Genomic DNA, 16,987 nt, shown 5'->3' with positions numbered 1-16,987 from the left:
GGCAAACGACCTGCACGGTCTCGCGGTAGCGTGACCGGTCGCCCTTGCTAGGCCCCCACTCGGCCGCCGTACACTGGCGGGGGGATTGCTGGCACTCGCGTTGACCGAGTGCCAAGCGGATTCCTGGGCACAGGAACAGGAACGACCCGAGAACCACGAGGAAACACAGCTGGAGGTGTGCGCGATGCTCAGCGAACGCAGACTCGAAGTGCTTCGCGCCATCGTCCAGGACTATGTCGGCACGGAGGAGCCCGTCGGCTCCAAGGCGCTCACCGAGCGGCACAAGCTGGGGGTCTCCCCGGCGACCGTCCGCAACGACATGGCGGTGCTGGAGGACGAGGGCTTCATCGCCCAGCCCCACACCAGTGCCGGACGCATCCCGACGGACAAGGGCTACCGGCTCTTCGTCGACAGGCTCGCGGGGGTCAAGCCCCTCTCGTCGCCGGAGCGCCGCGCCATTCACAATTTCCTCGACGGCGCGGTCGACCTCGACGACGTCGTGGGCCGCACCGTACGGCTGCTCGCGCAGCTGACCCGGCAGGTCGCCATCGTGCAGTACCCCTCGCTGACCCGGTCGACGGTGCGGCATGTGGAGCTGCTGTCACTGGCAGCCGCCCGGCTGATGCTCGTGCTGATCACGGACACCGGCCGGGTCGAACAGCGCATGATCGACTGCCCCGCCCCGTTCGGCGAGACCTCTCTCGCCGATCTGCGGGCCCGGCTCAACAGCCGGGTCGTCGGACGCCGTTTCGCGGACGTCCCACAACTGGTGCAGGATCTGCCGGAATCCTTCGAGAGCGAGGACCGGGGAACCGTGTCCACCGTGCTCTCCACCCTGCTCGAAACCCTCGTCGAGGAGACGGAGGAGCGGCTGATGATCGGCGGCACCTCCAACCTCACCCGCTTCGGGCACGACTTCCCTGTGATGATCCGGCCGGTGCTGGAGGCACTGGAGGAGCAGGTCGTGCTGCTGAAGCTGCTCGGCGAGGCCAAGGACTCGGGCATGACCGTACGTATCGGGCACGAGAACGCCCACGAGGGGCTCAACTCCACGTCCGTCGTCGCGGTCGGCTACGGTTCGGGCGACGAGGCAGTCGCCAAACTCGGCGTGGTCGGACCGACCCGCATGGACTACCCCGGAACGATGGGAGCGGTACGCGCAGTGGCACGTTACGTCGGACAGATCCTGGCGGAGTCGTAAGTGGCCACGGACTACTACGCCGTACTCGGCGTACGCCGCGACGCATCCCAGGACGAGATCAAGAAGGCATTCCGTCGGCTCGCCCGCGAGCTGCACCCGGATGTCAACCCCGATCCGAAGACCCAGGAGCGGTTCAAGGAGATCAACGCCGCCTACGAGGTGTTGTCGGACCCGCAGAAGAAGCAGGTCTACGACCTCGGCGGCGACCCGCTGTCCGCCTCCGGCGGCGCCGGCGCGGGCGGATTCGGACAGGGCGGCTTCGGCAACTTCTCCGACATCATGGACGCGTTCTTCGGTACGTCGTCGCAGCGCGGACCCCGTTCGCGCACCCGGCGCGGCCAGGACGCGATGATCCGGCTGGAGATCGATCTCGCCGAGGCCGCGTTCGGCACCACCAAGGACATCCAGGTCGACACGGCCGTCGTCTGTACGACCTGCAGTGGCGAGGGTGCCGCACCCGGCACCTCCGCCCAGACCTGTGACATGTGCCGCGGCCGCGGCGAGGTCTCCCAGGTCACCCGGTCCTTCCTCGGCCAGGTCATGACCTCGCGGCCCTGCCCGCAGTGCCAGGGCTTCGGCACGGTCGTGCCGACCCCGTGCCCGGAGTGCGCCGGCGACGGCCGCATCCGGTCGCGCCGCACGCTCACCGTGAAGATCCCCGCCGGTGTCGACAACGGCACCCGCATCCAGCTCGCGGGCGAGGGCGAGGTCGGCCCCGGCGGCGGCCCGGCCGGCGACCTGTACGTGGAGATCCACGAGCTCTCGCACGCGGTGTTCCAGCGCCGCGGCGACGATCTGCACTGCACGGTCACCATCCCCATGACGGCGGGCGCGCTCGGCACCAAGGTGCCGCTGGAGACGCTCGACGGCCTGGAGGAGGTCGACATCCGGCCGGGCACCCAGTCCGGCCAGTCGGTCCCGCTGCACGGACGCGGCATCACGCACCTGCGGGGCGGCGGGCGCGGCGATCTGATCGTGCACGTCGAGGTGATGACCCCGACGAAGCTGGACCCGGACCAGGAGCGACTGCTGCGGGACCTGGCGAAGCTGCGCGGCGAGGAGCGGCCCACCGGCCAGTTCCAGCCCGGCCAGCAGGGGCTGTTCTCCCGGCTGAAGGACGCCTTCAACGGCCGCTGACCGACTCGGCACACCGTTCCCGGACGCCGGACGGGCCCGCACGGCGGGCCCGTCCGGCGTTTGAGTACAAAGCGGACTGAGTCCCGCACACACCGGGCCGCGCGGGACGTGACACGATGCGGTCATGTCATCCGCGTTGACCGATCTCTGCCGGTATCCGATCGTGCAGGCCCCGATGGCGGGGGGCACGTCCTCCCCGCAGCTCGTCGCGGCCGTCTCCGAGGCGGGCGGGCTCGGTTTTCTCGCCGCCGGGTACAAGACGGCGGACGGCATGTACAACGAGATCAAACAGCTGCGAGGGCTGACCGGTCAGCCCTTCGGCGTCAATCTCTTCATGCCGCAGCCGGCGCTCGCCGACCCGAGCGCCGTCGAGGTGTACCGGCACCAGCTCGCGGGCGAGGCCGCCTGGTACGAGACCCCGCTCGGCGACCCGGACTCCAGCGGCGGCGACGACAACTACGACGCCAAACTGGCCATCCTCCTGGAGGACCCGGTCCCGGCCGTCTCGTTCACCTTCGGCTGCCCGACCCGCGACACCCTCGACGCGTTCGCCGGCGTGGGTACGTACACCGTCGTGACGGTCACCACGCCCGAGGAGGCCCAGACCGCCCAGTGGGCGGGCGCCGACGCGGTCTGCGTCCAGGGCATCGAGGCGGGCGGCCACCAGTCCACCCACCGCGACGACCCGCAGGCCGACGGCGCCGGGATCGGGCTGCTCTCGCTGGTGTCCCAGGTCCGCGATACCGTCCAGATACCGATCGTCGCCACGGGCGGGCTGATGCGCGGGTCCCAGATCGCTGCGGTGCTCGCCGCGGGCGCGGAGGCGGCGCAGCTCGGTACGGCGTTCCTCGTCTGCCCCGAGTCCGGGGCGAGTCCGCTGCACAAGCAGGCGCTGACCAACCCGCTGTTCGTACGGACCGCCCTGACCCGGGCGTTCTCCGGCCGCCCGGCCCGCGGTCTGGTCAACCGGTTCATGCGCGAGCACGGCCCGTACGCTCCCGCGGCCTACCCGCAGGTCCACTATCTGACCGCCGGACTGCGCAAGGCGGCGGCGAAGGCCGGGGACGCGCAGGGCATGGCCCTGTGGGCGGGCCAGGGACACCGGATGGCACGCGAGCTGCCCGCGGGCCGGCTGGTCCGGCTGCTCGCCGAAGAACTGGACGCCGCACGGACGGCTGTGAGTACAGGGAGTACGCAGTGACCGCACCGGTCTTCGTCGTCGAACAGGTCCCCGGCGGGCCCGAGTTCGTCCTGGAGGGGCCCGAGGGCCGGCACGCCGTGTCGGTGAAGCGGCTGCGCGCCGGCGAGGACGTCGTGCTCACCGACGGGCGCGGCCACTGGACGGAAGGCATCGTCCTGGCCGCCGAGGGCAAGGACCGGCTCGTCGTCACCGATCTGACCGAGATCCGGGAGGAGCCCCGGCCCGCTCCCCGCATCACCGTCGTCCAGGCCCTGCCCAAGGGTGACCGCGGCGAGGTCGCCGTGGAGACGATGACGGAGACCGGTGTCGACGCGGTCGTGCCCTGGCAGGCAGCGCGCTGCATCACGCAGTGGAAGGGCGACCGCGGCCTCAAGTCCCTGGCGAAGTGGCGCAACACCGCCCGGGAGGCGGGCAAGCAGTCCCGTCGGGTGCGCTTCCCCGAGGTGGCCGACGTGATGACGACCAAACAGGTCGCCGCGCTCGTCGCCACGGCGGACTTCGCCGCCGTCCTGCACGAGGACCGGGGGCACAGCAGCGAGCCGCTGGCCACCGTCCGGCTCCCCGCCCAGGGCGAGATCGTGCTGGTCGTCGGCCCCGAGGGCGGTGTGTCGCCGGACGAGCTGGCGGTCTTCGCCGCGGCGGGCGCCCGGACCTGCCGGCTCGGGGCGAGCGTCCTGCGCACCTCGACGGCGGGCACGGCGGCGACGGCACTGCTGCTGGGGCGCACCGGCCGCTGGTCGTGAGACCGGCCGGTAACTGCCGGTCGGCCGGAGCCCCTTCGCGCGCCCCGGCGGCGCCCCTCAGTACGACCGCACGCCGTCTACCGTCCGGTGGGTAACGGTGGGAAGCTGCCCGTATGGGGACATCAAGGGCATGGGGTCAGGGAAGAGGACGGCGCTTTCCGGCCGTGTCCGCACTCGTGGTCGCGGCGGTCGCGAGTGCCGCCGCCTGTGAGCCCGCGGACGGGCTGAATTCCGCATCCATCGCCGTGACCACCGACCGGGTCGGCACCGGCGCACTGGAGCGCAACGGGGTCGACGTGCAATGGCTGAACTGCACCGCCGGAGTCGAAGGGGACCGGACCGTGGGCGCGTCGCCCGCCGCGTCCGCACGCCGGATCGCGGACGTCGACTGCACCGGCAAGTCCGTGAAGGGCGAGGCCATCACCCTCACCGGCAAGGTCACCCAGGAGCTCGGCGGGCGGTGCGTACGGGGGGACCTGACCGCGGAGACGGGCGGGAAGGCCGTCTTCCGGGCGGATGTGCTCGGCAACTGCGACGCCTTCCCCTCGACCGCCGTGGTGAATCCGCCGCCGCCGGCCGGCGGCGGCTCCGGCGTCCGGCCGACGGTCACCGTCACGGTGACCGTGACCGAAACGCCCATGGGCAAGTGAGTCGGTCCGGCGCGCGGCGGTCCGTCGGACTCCGGTCAACCCGGTTACGCACAGCATGGCCGCGGCCTAGGGTGATCGATGTGACGCAGCCTGCCTACCTCCGATACCCCCATGTCCAGGGCGATTCGATCGCCTTCACCGCCGAGGACGATGTCTGGCTGGCGCCGCTGGACGGCGGCCGAGCCTGGCGCGTCAGTGCCGACAACCGGCCTGTCACCCATCCACGGATATCGCCCGACGGAACCCGGGTCGCCTGGACGTCCACCCGGGACGGGGCACCCGAGGTACACATCGCGCCTGCCGACGGCGGCCCCTCCCAGCGGCTCACCTACTGGGGCGACGCGCGGACCGCCGTCCACGGCTGGACGCCCGGGGGCGAGGTGCTGGCCATCAGCGCCCAGGGGCAGGCGTCGCTCCGGCGCACCTGGGCCAGGGCCGTCCCGGTCGACGGCGGACCCGCACGGACCCTGCCGTACGGGCCGGTCGGTTCCGTCGCTTACGGGCCCGGCGGCCGGGTCCTGCTGCTCGCGGTCACCATGGGACGCGAGGCCGCCCGCTGGAAGCGCTACCGGGGCGGCACCGCAGGCAAGTTGTGGATCGAGCAGGAGTCCCCGGCGGACGGCCCGGCGGAGTTCGTACGGCTCCACGCGGAGCTCGACGGGAACATCGAGTGCCCGATGTGGGTGGGGGAGCGCGTCGCCTTCCTCTCCGACCACGAAGGCGTCGGCGCGGTCTACTCCTCGCTCCCCGACGGCTCCGACCTGCGCCGCCACACCGGCATCGAGGGCTTCTACGCCCGCCACGCGACCACCGACGGCAGCCGCGTCGCCTACGCGTCGGCCGGTGAACTCTGGCTGCTGGACGACCTCGAAGGCGACGGACCCCGCCGCCTCGACATCCGGCTCGGGGGTCAGCGCACCGACCTCCAGCCGCACTCCGTGCACGCCGGCAGCCACCTCGACTGCGCGTCCCCGGACCGTACGGGCCGCGGCAGCGCCGTCGGGACGCGCGGCGCCGTCCACTGGGTCACCCACCGCGAGGGCCCGGCCCGTGCGCTCGCCGTCGAACCGGGCGTACGGGCCAGACTGCCCCGCACCTTCCAGGCCGACGGCGACCAGCACGTCGTCTGGGTCACCGACGCCGAGGGCGACGACGCCCTGGAGTGCGCACCCGCCACCGGCACCGCCCCCGGCGCCGTACCGCGCCGCCTCGCCGCGGGCCGGATCGGCAGGGTCCTCGACCTCGCCCCGGCGCCCGACGGCAGCCGGTTCGCCGTCGCCGCGCACGACGGGCGGGTCCTGATCGTCGAGCGGGAGAGCGGTGAGGTCCACGAGGTGGACCGCAGCGAGCACGGCGACGCCTCCGGCCTCGTCTTCTCGCCCGACTCCTCCTGGCTCGCCTGGTCCCACCCCGGGCCCGAGCCGCTCAGCCAGCTCAAGCTCGCGCACCTCGCCGATCTGTCGGTCGCCGAGGCCACCCCGCTGCGCTTCCGGGACTTCGCCCCCGCGTTCACCGGCGACGGCAAGCACCTCGCGTTCCTCTCCGAGCGGTCCTTCGACCCGGTCTACGACGCCCATGTCTTCGACCTGGCGTTCATCGGCACCTGCCGCCCGCATCTGCTGACGCTCGCCGCCGCCACGCCCTCCCCGTTCGGGCCGCAGCGCCACGGCCGCCCGACCGAGAAGGAGAAGAGCGGCGGCGAGGGCGATCAGGACAACCCGACCGCGCTGCCCGTCACCCGGATCGACCTCGAAGGGCTCGCCGACCGGATCCTTCCGCTGCCCGTCGAGGCCGCCAGCTACTCCACGCTGCGCGCCGCGAAGGACGGGCTGCTGTGGCTGAGCCACCCGGTGACCGGGGTGCTCGGGACGAGCGGCGCCACGCCCGACTCCGGGCGGCCCGAGACCGTCCTGGAGCGGTACGACCTGGAGAAGCTGCACTGCGAGGAACTCGCCTCGGACGTCAGGGGCTTCGCGGTCAGCGGGGACGGCAAGCGGGTCGTCCTGCACACCCGGGGCAAGCTGCGCGTCGTACCGTCCGACAGCCGGGCCCCGGCCGACGACGATCACGACGGCGACAGCGTCACCGTCGACCTCTCCCGGATCCGGCGGACCCTCGAACCGGCCGCCGAATGGCGCCAGATGTACGACGAGGCCGGGCGCATCATGCGGGACAACTTCTGGCGCCCCGACATGGGCGGCCTCGACTGGGACGGGGTCCTGGACCGCTACCGCCCGGTGCTGGACCGGGTCGCCACCCACGACGACCTGATGGACCTGCTGTGGGAGGTGCAGGGGGAGCTCGGCACCTCGCACGCCTATGTGAACCCGCCCGGCGGATGGCGGGACGACTCGGCCCGGCAGGGACTGCTCGGTGCGGACATCTCCCGTACGGACGAGGGCAGTTGGCGCATCGACCGGATCCTGCCGTCCGAGACCTCCGACCCGGAGGCCCGCTCGCCGCTCGCCGCGCCCGGGGTGGCGGTACGCGCCGGGGACGCGATCCTCGCCGTCGACGGCAGCCCGGTCGACCCGGTGACCGGGCCCGGACTGCTGCTCACCGGCTCGGCGGGCAAACCGGTCGAGCTGACCATCTCACCGGTGGACGGCGGCGACCCCCGCCATGTCGTCGTCGTACCGGTCGCCGACGAGGAGGCGCTGCGCTACCACGCGTGGGTCGCCGACCGGCGGGCCCATGTGCACGAGCAGTCCGGCGGACGCCTCGGCTACCTCCACGTCCCCGACATGGTCGGCTCGGGCTGGGCGCAGCTCCACCGCGATCTGCGGATCGAAGTGGCCCGCGAGGGGCTGGTCGTGGACGTCCGGGAGAACCGCGGCGGCCACACCTCGCAGCTGATCGTGGAGAAGCTCGCCCGCCGCGTCGTCGGCTGGGACATGCCGCGCGGCATGCAGCCGTTCAGCTACCCGCAGGACGCGCCGCGCGGCCCCGTGGTCGCCGTGGCCAACGAGTTCTCCGGCTCGGACGGCGACGTCGTGAACGCCGCGATCAAGGCGCTGCGCATCGGGCCGGTCGTCGGTACCCGCACCTGGGGCGGCGTGGTCGGCATCGACAGCCGGTACCGGCTGGTGGACGGGACGTCGGTCACCCAGCCCAAGTACGCGTTCTGGTTCGAGGGTTACGGCTGGGGCGTGGAGAACCACGGGGTCGATCCCGATGTCGAGGTCGTGATGACACCGCAGGACCATGTGGCGGGGCGGGATCCGCAGTTGGACGAGGCGATCCGGATCGCGCTGGCGTCGTTGGCGCAGACGCCGGCCATGCGGGCGCCGGAGCTGCCGGAGCTGCCGGGGGCGTAGGGGGAGTGGAGGCGGGGTGCGGGTCGGGAGTGCGGCGCGCCTGCGGCGGGCTCGTTCCCCTGCCCGCCCCTTCCCGTAACCGGGGGCTCCGCCCCCGGACCCCCGCTCCTCGATCGCCGGAGGGGCCGAATGGTGCTCCGGGTAGGGGACAACGCCCGCCGCAGGCGGCCCGATAGCATGCCGTACAGCGATCACCGTCACCACCTACCGAGGAGTCGCCCCATGGCAGGAGAACCGCAGCCCGACTGCCTGTTCTGCAAGATCGTCTCGGGCGAGATCCCGGCAACCATCGTCCGCGAGAGCGAAACCACCGTCGCCTTCCGGGATATCAACCCGCAGGCCCCCACCCACGTACTCGTCATCCCCCGCGTCCACCACCCGGACGCCGCCGCGCTCGCCGCCGCCGAGCCGGCGATCGCAGCCGACATACTGCGTGAGGCCGGGCAGATCGCCGCCGACGAGAAGATCGTGGACACCGGTTACCGGGTCGTCTTCAACACCGGCGCCGGCGCCGGCCAGACCGTCTTCCACGCGCACGCCCACGTCCTGGGCGGCCGCGGACTGCAGTGGCCCCCCGGCTAGAGCGGCCGATCGCACACCGTGTCCGTACGCGAACTCGTGGTCCTCGGCACCGCCAGCCAGGTCCCGACCAGGCACCGCAACCACAACGGCTATCTGCTGCGCTGGGACGGCGAGGGCATCCTCTTCGACCCCGGTGAGGGCACCCAGCGCCAGATGCTGCGGGCCGGCGTCGCCGCGCACGACATCGACCGGATCTGCGTGACGCACTTCCACGGCGACCACTCGCTGGGCCTGGCCGGGGTGATCCAGCGGATCAACCTCGACCAGGTCCCGCACCCGGTCACCGCGCACTACCCGGCGAGCGGGCAGCACTTCTTCGAGCGGCTGCGGTACGCCACCGCCTACCGCGAGTCCGTCGAGCTGACCGAGGCCCCGGTCGCCGCCGACGGGGTGCTCGCCACCACCGACGCGTACACGCTCAGCGCCCACCGCCTCTCGCACCCCGTCGAGTCGTACGGCTACCGGCTCGTCGAACCCGACGGGCGCCGGATGCTGCCCGCGAAGCTCGCCGAGCACGGCATCGAGGGGCCGGACGTCGGCCGGATCCAGCGCGAGGGCGCCCTCGGCGGCGTCACGCTCGACGACGTCTCCGAGCGCAGGCGCGGCCAGCGGTTCGCGTTCATCATGGACACGAGGCTCTGCGACGGCGTGCACGTGCTTGCCGAGGGCTGCGATCTGCTGGTCATCGAGTCGACCTTCCTCGACGAGGACGAACGGCTCGCCACCGACCACGGCCATCTGACCGCCGGACAGGCGTCCCGGGTGGCCCGGGACGCGGGCGTACGGCACCTGGTGCTGACGCACTTCTCGCAGCGGTACGACGACCCGGCCGCCTTCGAGACCCAGGCCCGCGCAGCGGGGTTCGAGGGCGAACTGACCGTCGCCCAGGACCTCGGCAGGGTTCCCGTGCCCAACCGGCACCTCTGAACACATCAGCACCACATCAGCACCACCGTCTGTGAGCGTGAAAAACCCGTGCACCTCCCCAAGGCCGAACTCCACCTCCACATCGAAGGCACCCTCGAACCCGAGCTGGCCTTCGCGCTCGCCGAGCGCAACGGCGTGCGGCTGCCGTACGCGGACACCGAGGAGCTCCGCACCGCCTACCTCTTCGACGACCTGCAGAGCTTCCTGGACCTGTACTACGCGCTGATGGCGGTGCTGCGGACCGAGGAGGACTTCGAGGAGCTCGCCGACGCGTATCTCGCCCGCGCCGCCGCGCAGGGCGTCCGGCACGCGGAGATCTTCTTCGACCCGCAGGCGCACACCGCCCGGGGCGTCCCGATCGGTACCGTCGTCGAAGGGCTCGGCCGGGCGCTGGACCGCAGCGAGGAGAAGCACGGCATCTCCACCCAGCTGATCATGTGCTTCCTGCGCGACCAGTCGGCCGGGTCGGCGCTGGAGACCCTGGAGGCGGCGAAGCCGTATCTGCACCGGATCAGCGCGGTCGGCCTCGACTCGGCGGAGGTCGGCCACCCGCCCGTCAAGTTCCGCGACGTGTACGAGGCGGCCGGGGCGCTCGGGCTGCGCAAGGTCGCCCACGCCGGCGAGGAGGGCCCGCCCGAGTACATCCGGGAGGCCCTGGACGTCCTCGGGGTCGAGCGCATCGACCACGGGCTGCGCTGCATGGAGGACCCGGACCTGGTGCAGCGGCTGGTCGCGGACCGGGTGCCGCTCACCCTCTGCCCGCTGTCCAACGTACGGCTGCGCGCCATCGACACCCTGGAGGAGCACCCGCTGCGGGCCATGATGGCCGCCGGGCTGCTCTGCACGGTGAACTCCGACGACCCCGCCTACTTCGGCGGGTACGTCGGGGACACCTTCCACGCCGTCCACGAGGCGCTCGGCCTGGACCACGAGCAGCTGCGCACGCTGGCCCGCAACTCCTTCGAGGCGGCCTTCCTCGACCACGACGAGGAGCGCAGGGCGCGCTATCTGTCCGAGGTCGAGGCGTACGAGTTCGACTGACCGGCCCCGCCCGCCGGGCCGGCCGTCCGGAACGCGTTCCGGACCGGGCGCCTGCGGCGCACCGGCAGGCTGATCTCCGTGACGGCCTGCTCGGGCGCGCCCAGCTTGGGCACGGCGCCGGGCACCGCTCCGGTGGTGACGGCGAGCAGCGCGGCCGGGGCGCCACCCCTGCGGCGCACCGATCCCGGCACCAGCGGGCGGCCACCGGTGTGCAGGGCGACGGCCGTGACCGGGGCCGCGACCAGGAGTGTGACGGCGCCCAGGATCAGGCCCATGACCGGGTAGCCGGCCTGTTCGGACAGCACACTGCCGAGGAGGGGACCGCAGGCCACCCCGACGGACGACGCGGAGCCCGCGAGGACCGCCCAGCGGCCGCGTACGTCCAGGGAGGCGGCCAGGCCGATCAGATACGAGAGGACCACCGGGTAGACGGTGTTCCACAGGATCTCACCGGTCGCGAATCGACCGAGGTTCCCCGCCGACGAGCTGAGCACGATGCTCGCCGCGATGATCACGGTGCCCAGACCGATCGGCACCGCCCGGCCGAGCCTCGCGCCCAGCATCCCGGCGCCCATCACCCCGAGCAGACCCGCGCCGAGCGCGGCGGCGAACACCGCTCCGATGGTGACCTCGGAGAGTCCGACCTGGACCACCCCGATCCGGCTGCTGACGCCCCACAGCGCGTTCTGCGCCATGGACCAGACGAGCATGCCGCCCGCGAGCACCAGACCGGAACGGCGGTGCGGCAGCCGGCCGGCGACCTGGGTGGTGGGGCCGGTGGGCGTGACGCCGCCGAGCCGTGCGGTGGCGGGCCAGACGAGCAGGGCGACCAGGGCGATCGAGGCGAACGGCAGCCGGTGGCCGCCGCCGAGGTGCGGGATCGTCAGATAGAGGGCGCCCGCCGTGGCGGAGACGCTGAGCAGCCCGAGCGACGAGGTCCGGTGCGGATCGCGCTGGGCGGCGATGCCCGAGGCGGCCACCGCGGTCGCCGTACCGGAGCCGAAGCCGCCGATCACCACCCCCATGACCACCAGCGGTACCGACCCGGCCAGGGCGGCGCAGCCGTACCCCGCCATGGCCAGTGCCAGGCCGATCCGGGCCGGCCGCCGCGGCCCGTAGGTCTCGACCCGGCCCGCCAGCGTGAACCCGGCGGTCGCCGAACTGAGCAGGAGGGCACTGCCGACCAGGCCGGCCTGCGCCGTACTGAGGCCGAGACAGACGGAGAGCCGCCCGACGATGGTGGGGAGCAGATAGGCGGCGAGGTAGCCGGCGGTGAACACGGCGACCAGGGGCCACGCGGCGCGAGGGCGCGAGGACATGGGCGTTCCTGAAGACATGCCGGAGACGGCAGAGAAGGCAGGGGAGGGCAATGCGGGAAATACGGGGAAGTCGGGCCACTCGTCGGCAACCGTCACCGAAGGGGCTCGCGGGCCAATTTGTATCAACCACGGCCAGTCGCCCGAAAGGCACCCCACTGTGATCTGGGCCACATGCGCGTTTGTGCTTCGGGAGTGGGGGTAGCAGCGCATGTTTGCGCAGGTCGGTGTCTCCGTGCGGGACGCCGGAACGAGTCCGCCGGGACCGGCGGCGCGCACTCTCCGGTTACGGCGGTGAATCGGGCACACTGGCCAGATCTGCCACGACCGGGGAGTGCAAGGTGAGCACGGACATTCCAGGCATCGATCCTCTGGACGGGCTGCGCGCCCCGCAGGACCCGGACTGCGACGTCTTCCTCACCGGCACCGTCTTCCTCGACATCATCTTCACCGGCCTGGACAGCGCCCCGGTGCGCGGCACCGAGTCCTGGGCGCGCGGCATGGGATCCAGCCCCGGCGGCGTCGCCAACATGGCGACCGCCCTGGCGAGGCTGGGGCTGCACACCTCGCTGGCCGCGGCGTTCGGCGACGACCACTACGGGGAGTACTGCTGGGACGCCCTGGAGCAGGGCGAGGGCATCGACCTGTCCATGTCGCACACCGTCCCCGGCTGGCACTCGCCGGTGACCGTGTCCATGGCGTACGAGGGCGAGCGGACGATGGTCTCGCACGGCCACGAGGCCCCCGGCCCCGAAGGCACCCACGGCACCGCCGTCCCGACCGGGGAGCCGCCGTTCCCGCGCTGCCCGCCCCGCGCCCGCGCCGCCATCGCCTCGCTCGCCCCCGGCCGCACCGAACCCTGGGTCGCCACCGCATCCCGGAACGGCGCCCGGATCTTCGCCGACGTCGGCTGGGACGAGACCGGCCGCTGGGACCTGGACGCCCTCGCCGACCTGGAGCACTGCCAGGCCTTCCTCCCCAACGCCGAGGAGGCCATGCGCTACACCCGCACCGACTGCCCGCGCGCCGCCGCCCACGCCCTGGCCGAACGCGTGCCGCTCGCCGTGGTCACCCTGGGCGCGGAGGGCGCGTACGCGGTGGACTCGGCGACCGGGGCGAGCGCCGAGGTGCCCGCGATCGAGGTCGAGGCGCTCGACCCCACCGGCGCGGGCGACGTCTTCGTCGCCGGTTTCGTCACCGGCACCCTGGCGGACTGGCCGCTGGCCGACCGGCTGGCCTTCGCCGGACTGACCGCGGCCCTCTCGGTCCAGGAGTTCGGCGGATCGCTGTCGGCGCCGGGCTGGGCGGAGATCGCCGCCTGGTGGCAGCAGGTCCGCACCTTCGCCGACCAGGACCCGGCCGCGCTCCAGCGGTACGCCTTCCTGGAGGAGCTGCTGCCCGCCGTCGCCCGGCCCTGGCCGCTGCGCCGGGCGGTCCCGACGATCGGCTTCCGGCACCCCGCCTGACGACCGTGCACACCTGTTCGTGAGCGTGTGCGAAAAAGCCCTCGGTGTTGTCGGTGCGGAGTCGTAGGCTTGGTAATCCGAGAGGTTGTCGATCGGCGAGAACCTTGCAACGGGAGGTATGTGCAGGCCACAGAGCCGGCCCATGACTCAGACACCCACAGCCCAGACCCCTGCGCCGAGGCAGGCGCGAGCCCACTTCACCGTCCCTGCCAGCCATCCGATGGTGACCGTTCTGGGCTCGGGCGACGCCTTGCTGCGCGTGATCGAGAAGGCCTTCCCGGCGGCCGACATCCACGTCCGGGGAAACGAGATCAGCGCCGCCGGAGACGCGACGGAAGTCGCCCTGATCCAGCGCCTGTTCGACGAGATGATGCTGGTGCTCCGCACCGGTCAGCCGATGACGGAGGACGCAGTGGAACGCTCGATCGCCATGCTCAGGGCGACGGAGAGCGGCGAGGGGGACGGCGAGGAGACACCGGCCGAGGTGCTCACCCAGAACATCCTCTCCAGCCGCGGTCGCACGATCCGCCCCAAGACGCTCAACCAGAAGCGGTACGTCGACGCGATCGACAAGCACACGATCGTCTTCGGCATCGGCCCCGCCGGTACCGGCAAGACCTATCTCGCCATGGCGAAGGCGGTCCAGGCCCTGCAGTCCAAGCAGGTCAACCGGATCATCCTGACCCGGCCCGCGGTCGAGGCGGGCGAGCGGCTCGGCTTCCTGCCCGGCACGCTCTACGAGAAGATCGACCCGTATCTGCGCCCGCTCTACGACGCGCTGCACGACATGCTCGACCCCGACTCGATCCCGCGGCTGATGGCGGCGGGGACTATTGAGGTGGCGCCGCTGGCTTATATGCGTGGCCGTACCCTCAATGACGCGTTCATCATTCTCGACGAGGCGCAGAACACCAGCGCCGAGCAGATGAAGATGTTCCTGACCCGGCTCGGCTTCGACTCGAAGATCGTCATCACCGGCGACGTCACCCAGGTCGACCTGCCGAACGGCACCAAGAGCGGTCTGCGCCAGGTCCAGGACATCCTGGACGGCGTCGAGGACGTCCACTTCTCCCGGCTCACCTCCCAGGATGTCGTCCGGCACAAGCTCGTCGGCCGTATCGTCGACGCGTACGAGAAGTACGACAGCCGAGACAGCCACAACGGGAAGCAGTAGCAGCGCACCATGTCGATCGACGTCAACAACGAGTCCGGAACCGAGGTCGACGAGCAGGCGATCCTCGACATCGCCCGCTACGCGCTCGCGCGGATGCGGATCCACCCGCTCTCCGAACTCTCGGTGATCGTGGTGGACACCGACGCCATGGAACAGCTCCACATCCAGTGGATGGACCTCCCGGGCCCGACCGATGTCATGTCCTTCCCGATGGACGAGCTGCGTCCGCCGGCCAAGGACGACGAGGAGCCCCCGCAGGGGCTCCTCGGTGACATCGTGCTCTGCCCGGAGGTCGCCAAGAAGCAGGGCGAGGACGCGGAGACCCGGCACTCCATGGACGAGGAGCTCCAGCTCCTCACGGTCCACGGAGTGCTGCACCTCCTCGGGTACGACCACGAGGAGCCGGACGAGAAGGCCGAGATGTTCGGTCTCCAGGCCGCGATCGTCGACGGCTGGCGCGCCGAGCACGGCCTGACCGGCCCGTCGCCCGCGCCCACCGTGTCGTGAGCGTTCCTCTCGTCCTGGGTGCCGTTCTGCTGGTCGTCGTCGGCTGGCTGGCGGCCTGCGCGGAGGCGGGCATCGCCCGGGTCTCCAGCTTCCGGGCCGCCGAGGCGGTCCGCTCCGGGCGGCGCGGCAGCCAGAAGCTGGAGCAGGTCGCGGCGGATCCGACCCGCTATCTCAACGTCGCCCTGCTGGTGCGGGTCGCCTGCGAGATGTCGGCCGGGGTGCTCGTCACGTACGCCTGTCTGAAGGAGTTCCCTCAGACCTGGGAGGCGCTGGCCGTCGCCATGGGCGTGATGGTCCTCGTCTCCTACGTCGCCATCGGCGTGTCGCCGCGCACCATCGGCCGCCAGCACCCGCTGAACACGGCCACCGCCGCGGCGTACGTCCTGCTGCCGCTGGCCAGGGTGATGGGCCCGATCCCGCAGCTGCTGATCCTCATCGGCAACGCGCTGACCCCGGGCAAGGGGTTCCGCAAGGGGCCGTTCGCCAGCGAGGCCGAACTGCGCGCGATGGTCGACCTCGCCGAGGCGGAGTCGCTGATCGAGGACGAGGAGCGCCGCATGGTGCACTCCGTCTTCGAGCTCGGCGACACGCTCGTGCGCGAGGTCATGGTGCCGCGGACGGACCTGGTCTGCATCGAGCGCTACAAGACGATCCGGCAGGCGCTGACCCTGGCCCTGCGCTCCGGTTTCTCGCGGATCCCGGTCACAGGGGAGAACGAGGACGACATCGTCGGCATCGTGTATCTCAAGGACCTGGTCCGCAAGACCCACATCAACCGCGAGTCGGAGGCCGATCTGGTCTCCACCGCGATGCGGCCGGCGGCCTTCGTGCCCGACACCAAGAACGCCGGTGACCTGCTGCGCGAGATGCAGCAGGAGCGCAGCCACGTCGCCGTCGTGATCGACGAGTACGGCGGCACGGCGGGCATCGTCACCATCGAGGACATCCTTGAGGAGATCGTCGGCGAGATCACCGACGAGTACGACCGCGAGCTCCCGCCCGTCCAGGAGCTGGGGAACGACTGCTTCCGGGTGACCGCGCGCCTCGACATCGGCGACCTCGGGGAGCTGTTCGGCCTCGACGAGTACGACGACGAGGACGTGGAGACCGTCGGCGGACTGCTGGCCAAGGCGCTGGGGCGGGTCCCGATCGCCGGGGCGTCGGCCGTCGTCGACCTGCCGGACCGCCGTCGGCTGCGGCTGACCGCGGAGTCCCCGGCGGGCCGCCGCAACAAGATCGTCACGGTGCTGGTGGAGCCCGTGGCTTCCCGGGGGGAGGACGAGGGATGACTCCGCAGCAGCTGAGGGCGTTCTGCCTGGAGTTCAACGCGAGTGCCGAGGAGTTCCCGTTCGGCCCCGGGGCCTCCGTCTTCAAGGTGCTCGGCAAGATGTTCGCGCTCAGCACGCTGGACGCCCGGCCGCTGACGGTGAACCTGAAGTGCGATCCGGACGAGGCGGTGCGGCTGCGGGAGAAGTACGACGCGGTGGTGCCGGGCTGGCACATGAACAAACGGCACTGGAACACGGTGACGGTGTCCGGGGTGCCGGACCGGGTGCTCCGCGAACTGGTCGAGGACTCCTACGACCTGGTGGTGGCGGGGCTGCCGAAGGCGGACCGGCTGCGGCTCGACCGGCCGTAGGACCTGTCCGGGGGATCAGGGCCGGGGTCGCGCCCTGATCCGCCGGACAAGCCCTTGGCAATGCGCGGGCGGGTGTGCCCCGTTCG

At 71.9% G+C, this 16,987-nt stretch carries 15 protein-coding genes; 14 read left to right on the top strand and 1 reads right to left on the bottom strand.

From position 1 onward, the window contains the following. The first annotated feature begins 184 nt into the window (after nt 1-184). The 9 genes from hrcA to ACFVX4_RS02735 all read left to right on the top strand — a co-directional run bounded on the left by hrcA (nt 185) and on the right by ACFVX4_RS02735 (nt 10,799). On the top strand, nt 185-1,201 hold the full coding sequence (hrcA, locus tag ACFVX4_RS02775) for a heat-inducible transcriptional repressor HrcA (RefSeq protein ID WP_266419393.1): 1,017 nt from the start codon (nt 185-187) through the stop codon (nt 1,199-1,201). Beyond that, nucleotides 1,202-2,338 carry a molecular chaperone DnaJ gene (dnaJ, locus tag ACFVX4_RS02770; protein WP_385324592.1) on the top strand — a complete coding sequence of 379 codons (1,137 nt, stop codon included), beginning with the start codon at nt 1,202-1,204 and terminating at the stop codon, nt 2,336-2,338. 124 nt (nt 2,339-2,462) lie between these two features. After that, nucleotides 2,463-3,539 carry a nitronate monooxygenase gene (locus ACFVX4_RS02765; protein WP_389971254.1) on the top strand — a complete coding sequence of 359 codons (1,077 nt, stop codon included), beginning with the start codon at nt 2,463-2,465 and terminating at the stop codon, nt 3,537-3,539. Continuing rightward, nucleotides 3,536-4,282 (top strand): 16S rRNA (uracil(1498)-N(3))-methyltransferase, encoded by a 747-nt coding sequence (locus tag ACFVX4_RS02760; protein ID WP_389971252.1) that lies wholly within the window; start codon nt 3,536-3,538, stop codon nt 4,280-4,282. Before ACFVX4_RS02765 ends, ACFVX4_RS02760 begins: the two co-directional genes overlap by 4 nt. A 164-nt stretch (nt 4,283-4,446) precedes the next feature. Further along, nucleotides 4,447-4,932, top strand: a complete 486-nt coding sequence (locus ACFVX4_RS02755; protein ID WP_389971250.1) for a hypothetical protein — start codon at nt 4,447-4,449, stop codon at nt 4,930-4,932. Nucleotides 4,933-5,012: 80 nt separating this feature from the next. Then, a complete protein-coding gene (locus ACFVX4_RS02750; protein ID WP_389971248.1) occupies nt 5,013-8,249 on the top strand; it encodes a S41 family peptidase in 3,237 nt (1,078 codons plus the stop codon). A gap of 222 nt (nt 8,250-8,471) precedes the next feature. Next, the gene (locus ACFVX4_RS02745; RefSeq protein WP_389971246.1) at nt 8,472-8,831 is read left to right on the top strand and encodes a histidine triad nucleotide-binding protein; all 360 of its coding nucleotides are present in this window, start codon (nt 8,472-8,474) and stop codon (nt 8,829-8,831) included. An 18-nt stretch (nt 8,832-8,849) separates the two neighbouring features. Further along, nucleotides 8,850-9,758 carry a ribonuclease Z gene (locus tag ACFVX4_RS02740; protein WP_389971244.1) on the top strand — a complete coding sequence of 303 codons (909 nt, stop codon included), beginning with the start codon at nt 8,850-8,852 and terminating at the stop codon, nt 9,756-9,758. A gap of 48 nt (nt 9,759-9,806) precedes the next feature. Next, on the top strand, nt 9,807-10,799 hold the full coding sequence (locus tag ACFVX4_RS02735) for an adenosine deaminase (RefSeq protein WP_389971242.1): 993 nt from the start codon (nt 9,807-9,809) through the stop codon (nt 10,797-10,799). Here ACFVX4_RS02735 and ACFVX4_RS02730 read toward each other — a convergent pair. Continuing rightward, nucleotides 10,763-12,118 carry an MFS transporter gene (locus tag ACFVX4_RS02730; RefSeq protein WP_389971240.1) on the bottom strand — a complete coding sequence of 452 codons (1,356 nt, stop codon included), beginning with the start codon at nt 12,116-12,118 and terminating at the stop codon, nt 10,763-10,765. The two genes, ACFVX4_RS02735 and ACFVX4_RS02730, sit on opposite strands and share 37 nt — an antisense overlap. Before the next feature lie 338 nt (nt 12,119-12,456). Between ACFVX4_RS02730 and ACFVX4_RS02725 the strand changes: the two genes are divergently transcribed. The 5 genes from ACFVX4_RS02725 to ACFVX4_RS02705 all read left to right on the top strand — a co-directional run bounded on the left by ACFVX4_RS02725 (nt 12,457) and on the right by ACFVX4_RS02705 (nt 16,901). Next, nucleotides 12,457-13,581 (top strand): carbohydrate kinase family protein, encoded by a 1,125-nt coding sequence (locus tag ACFVX4_RS02725; protein WP_389971238.1) that lies wholly within the window; start codon nt 12,457-12,459, stop codon nt 13,579-13,581. Nucleotides 13,582-13,723: 142 nt separating this feature from the next. Then, nucleotides 13,724-14,755: a PhoH family protein gene (locus ACFVX4_RS02720; RefSeq protein ID WP_389971236.1), complete on the top strand. Its 1,032-nt coding sequence runs from the start codon at nt 13,724-13,726 to the stop codon at nt 14,753-14,755. A 9-nt stretch (nt 14,756-14,764) separates the two neighbouring features. Next, nucleotides 14,765-15,262 carry an rRNA maturation RNase YbeY gene (gene ybeY, locus ACFVX4_RS02715; protein ID WP_072483570.1) on the top strand — a complete coding sequence of 166 codons (498 nt, stop codon included), beginning with the start codon at nt 14,765-14,767 and terminating at the stop codon, nt 15,260-15,262. After that, nucleotides 15,259-16,551 carry a hemolysin family protein gene (locus tag ACFVX4_RS02710; RefSeq protein ID WP_389971234.1) on the top strand — a complete coding sequence of 431 codons (1,293 nt, stop codon included), beginning with the start codon at nt 15,259-15,261 and terminating at the stop codon, nt 16,549-16,551. Before ybeY ends, ACFVX4_RS02710 begins: the two co-directional genes overlap by 4 nt. Further along, nucleotides 16,548-16,901: an MmcQ/YjbR family DNA-binding protein gene (locus ACFVX4_RS02705; protein WP_389971232.1), complete on the top strand. Its 354-nt coding sequence runs from the start codon at nt 16,548-16,550 to the stop codon at nt 16,899-16,901. Before ACFVX4_RS02710 ends, ACFVX4_RS02705 begins: the two co-directional genes overlap by 4 nt. Nucleotides 16,902-16,987 lie beyond the last annotated feature (86 nt).

Source organism: Streptomyces sp. NPDC058240 (genome assembly GCF_042882135.1).
Classification (GTDB): domain Bacteria; phylum Actinomycetota; class Actinomycetes; order Streptomycetales; family Streptomycetaceae; genus Streptomyces.
This window is presented reverse-complemented; position numbering and strand designations above follow the sequence as displayed.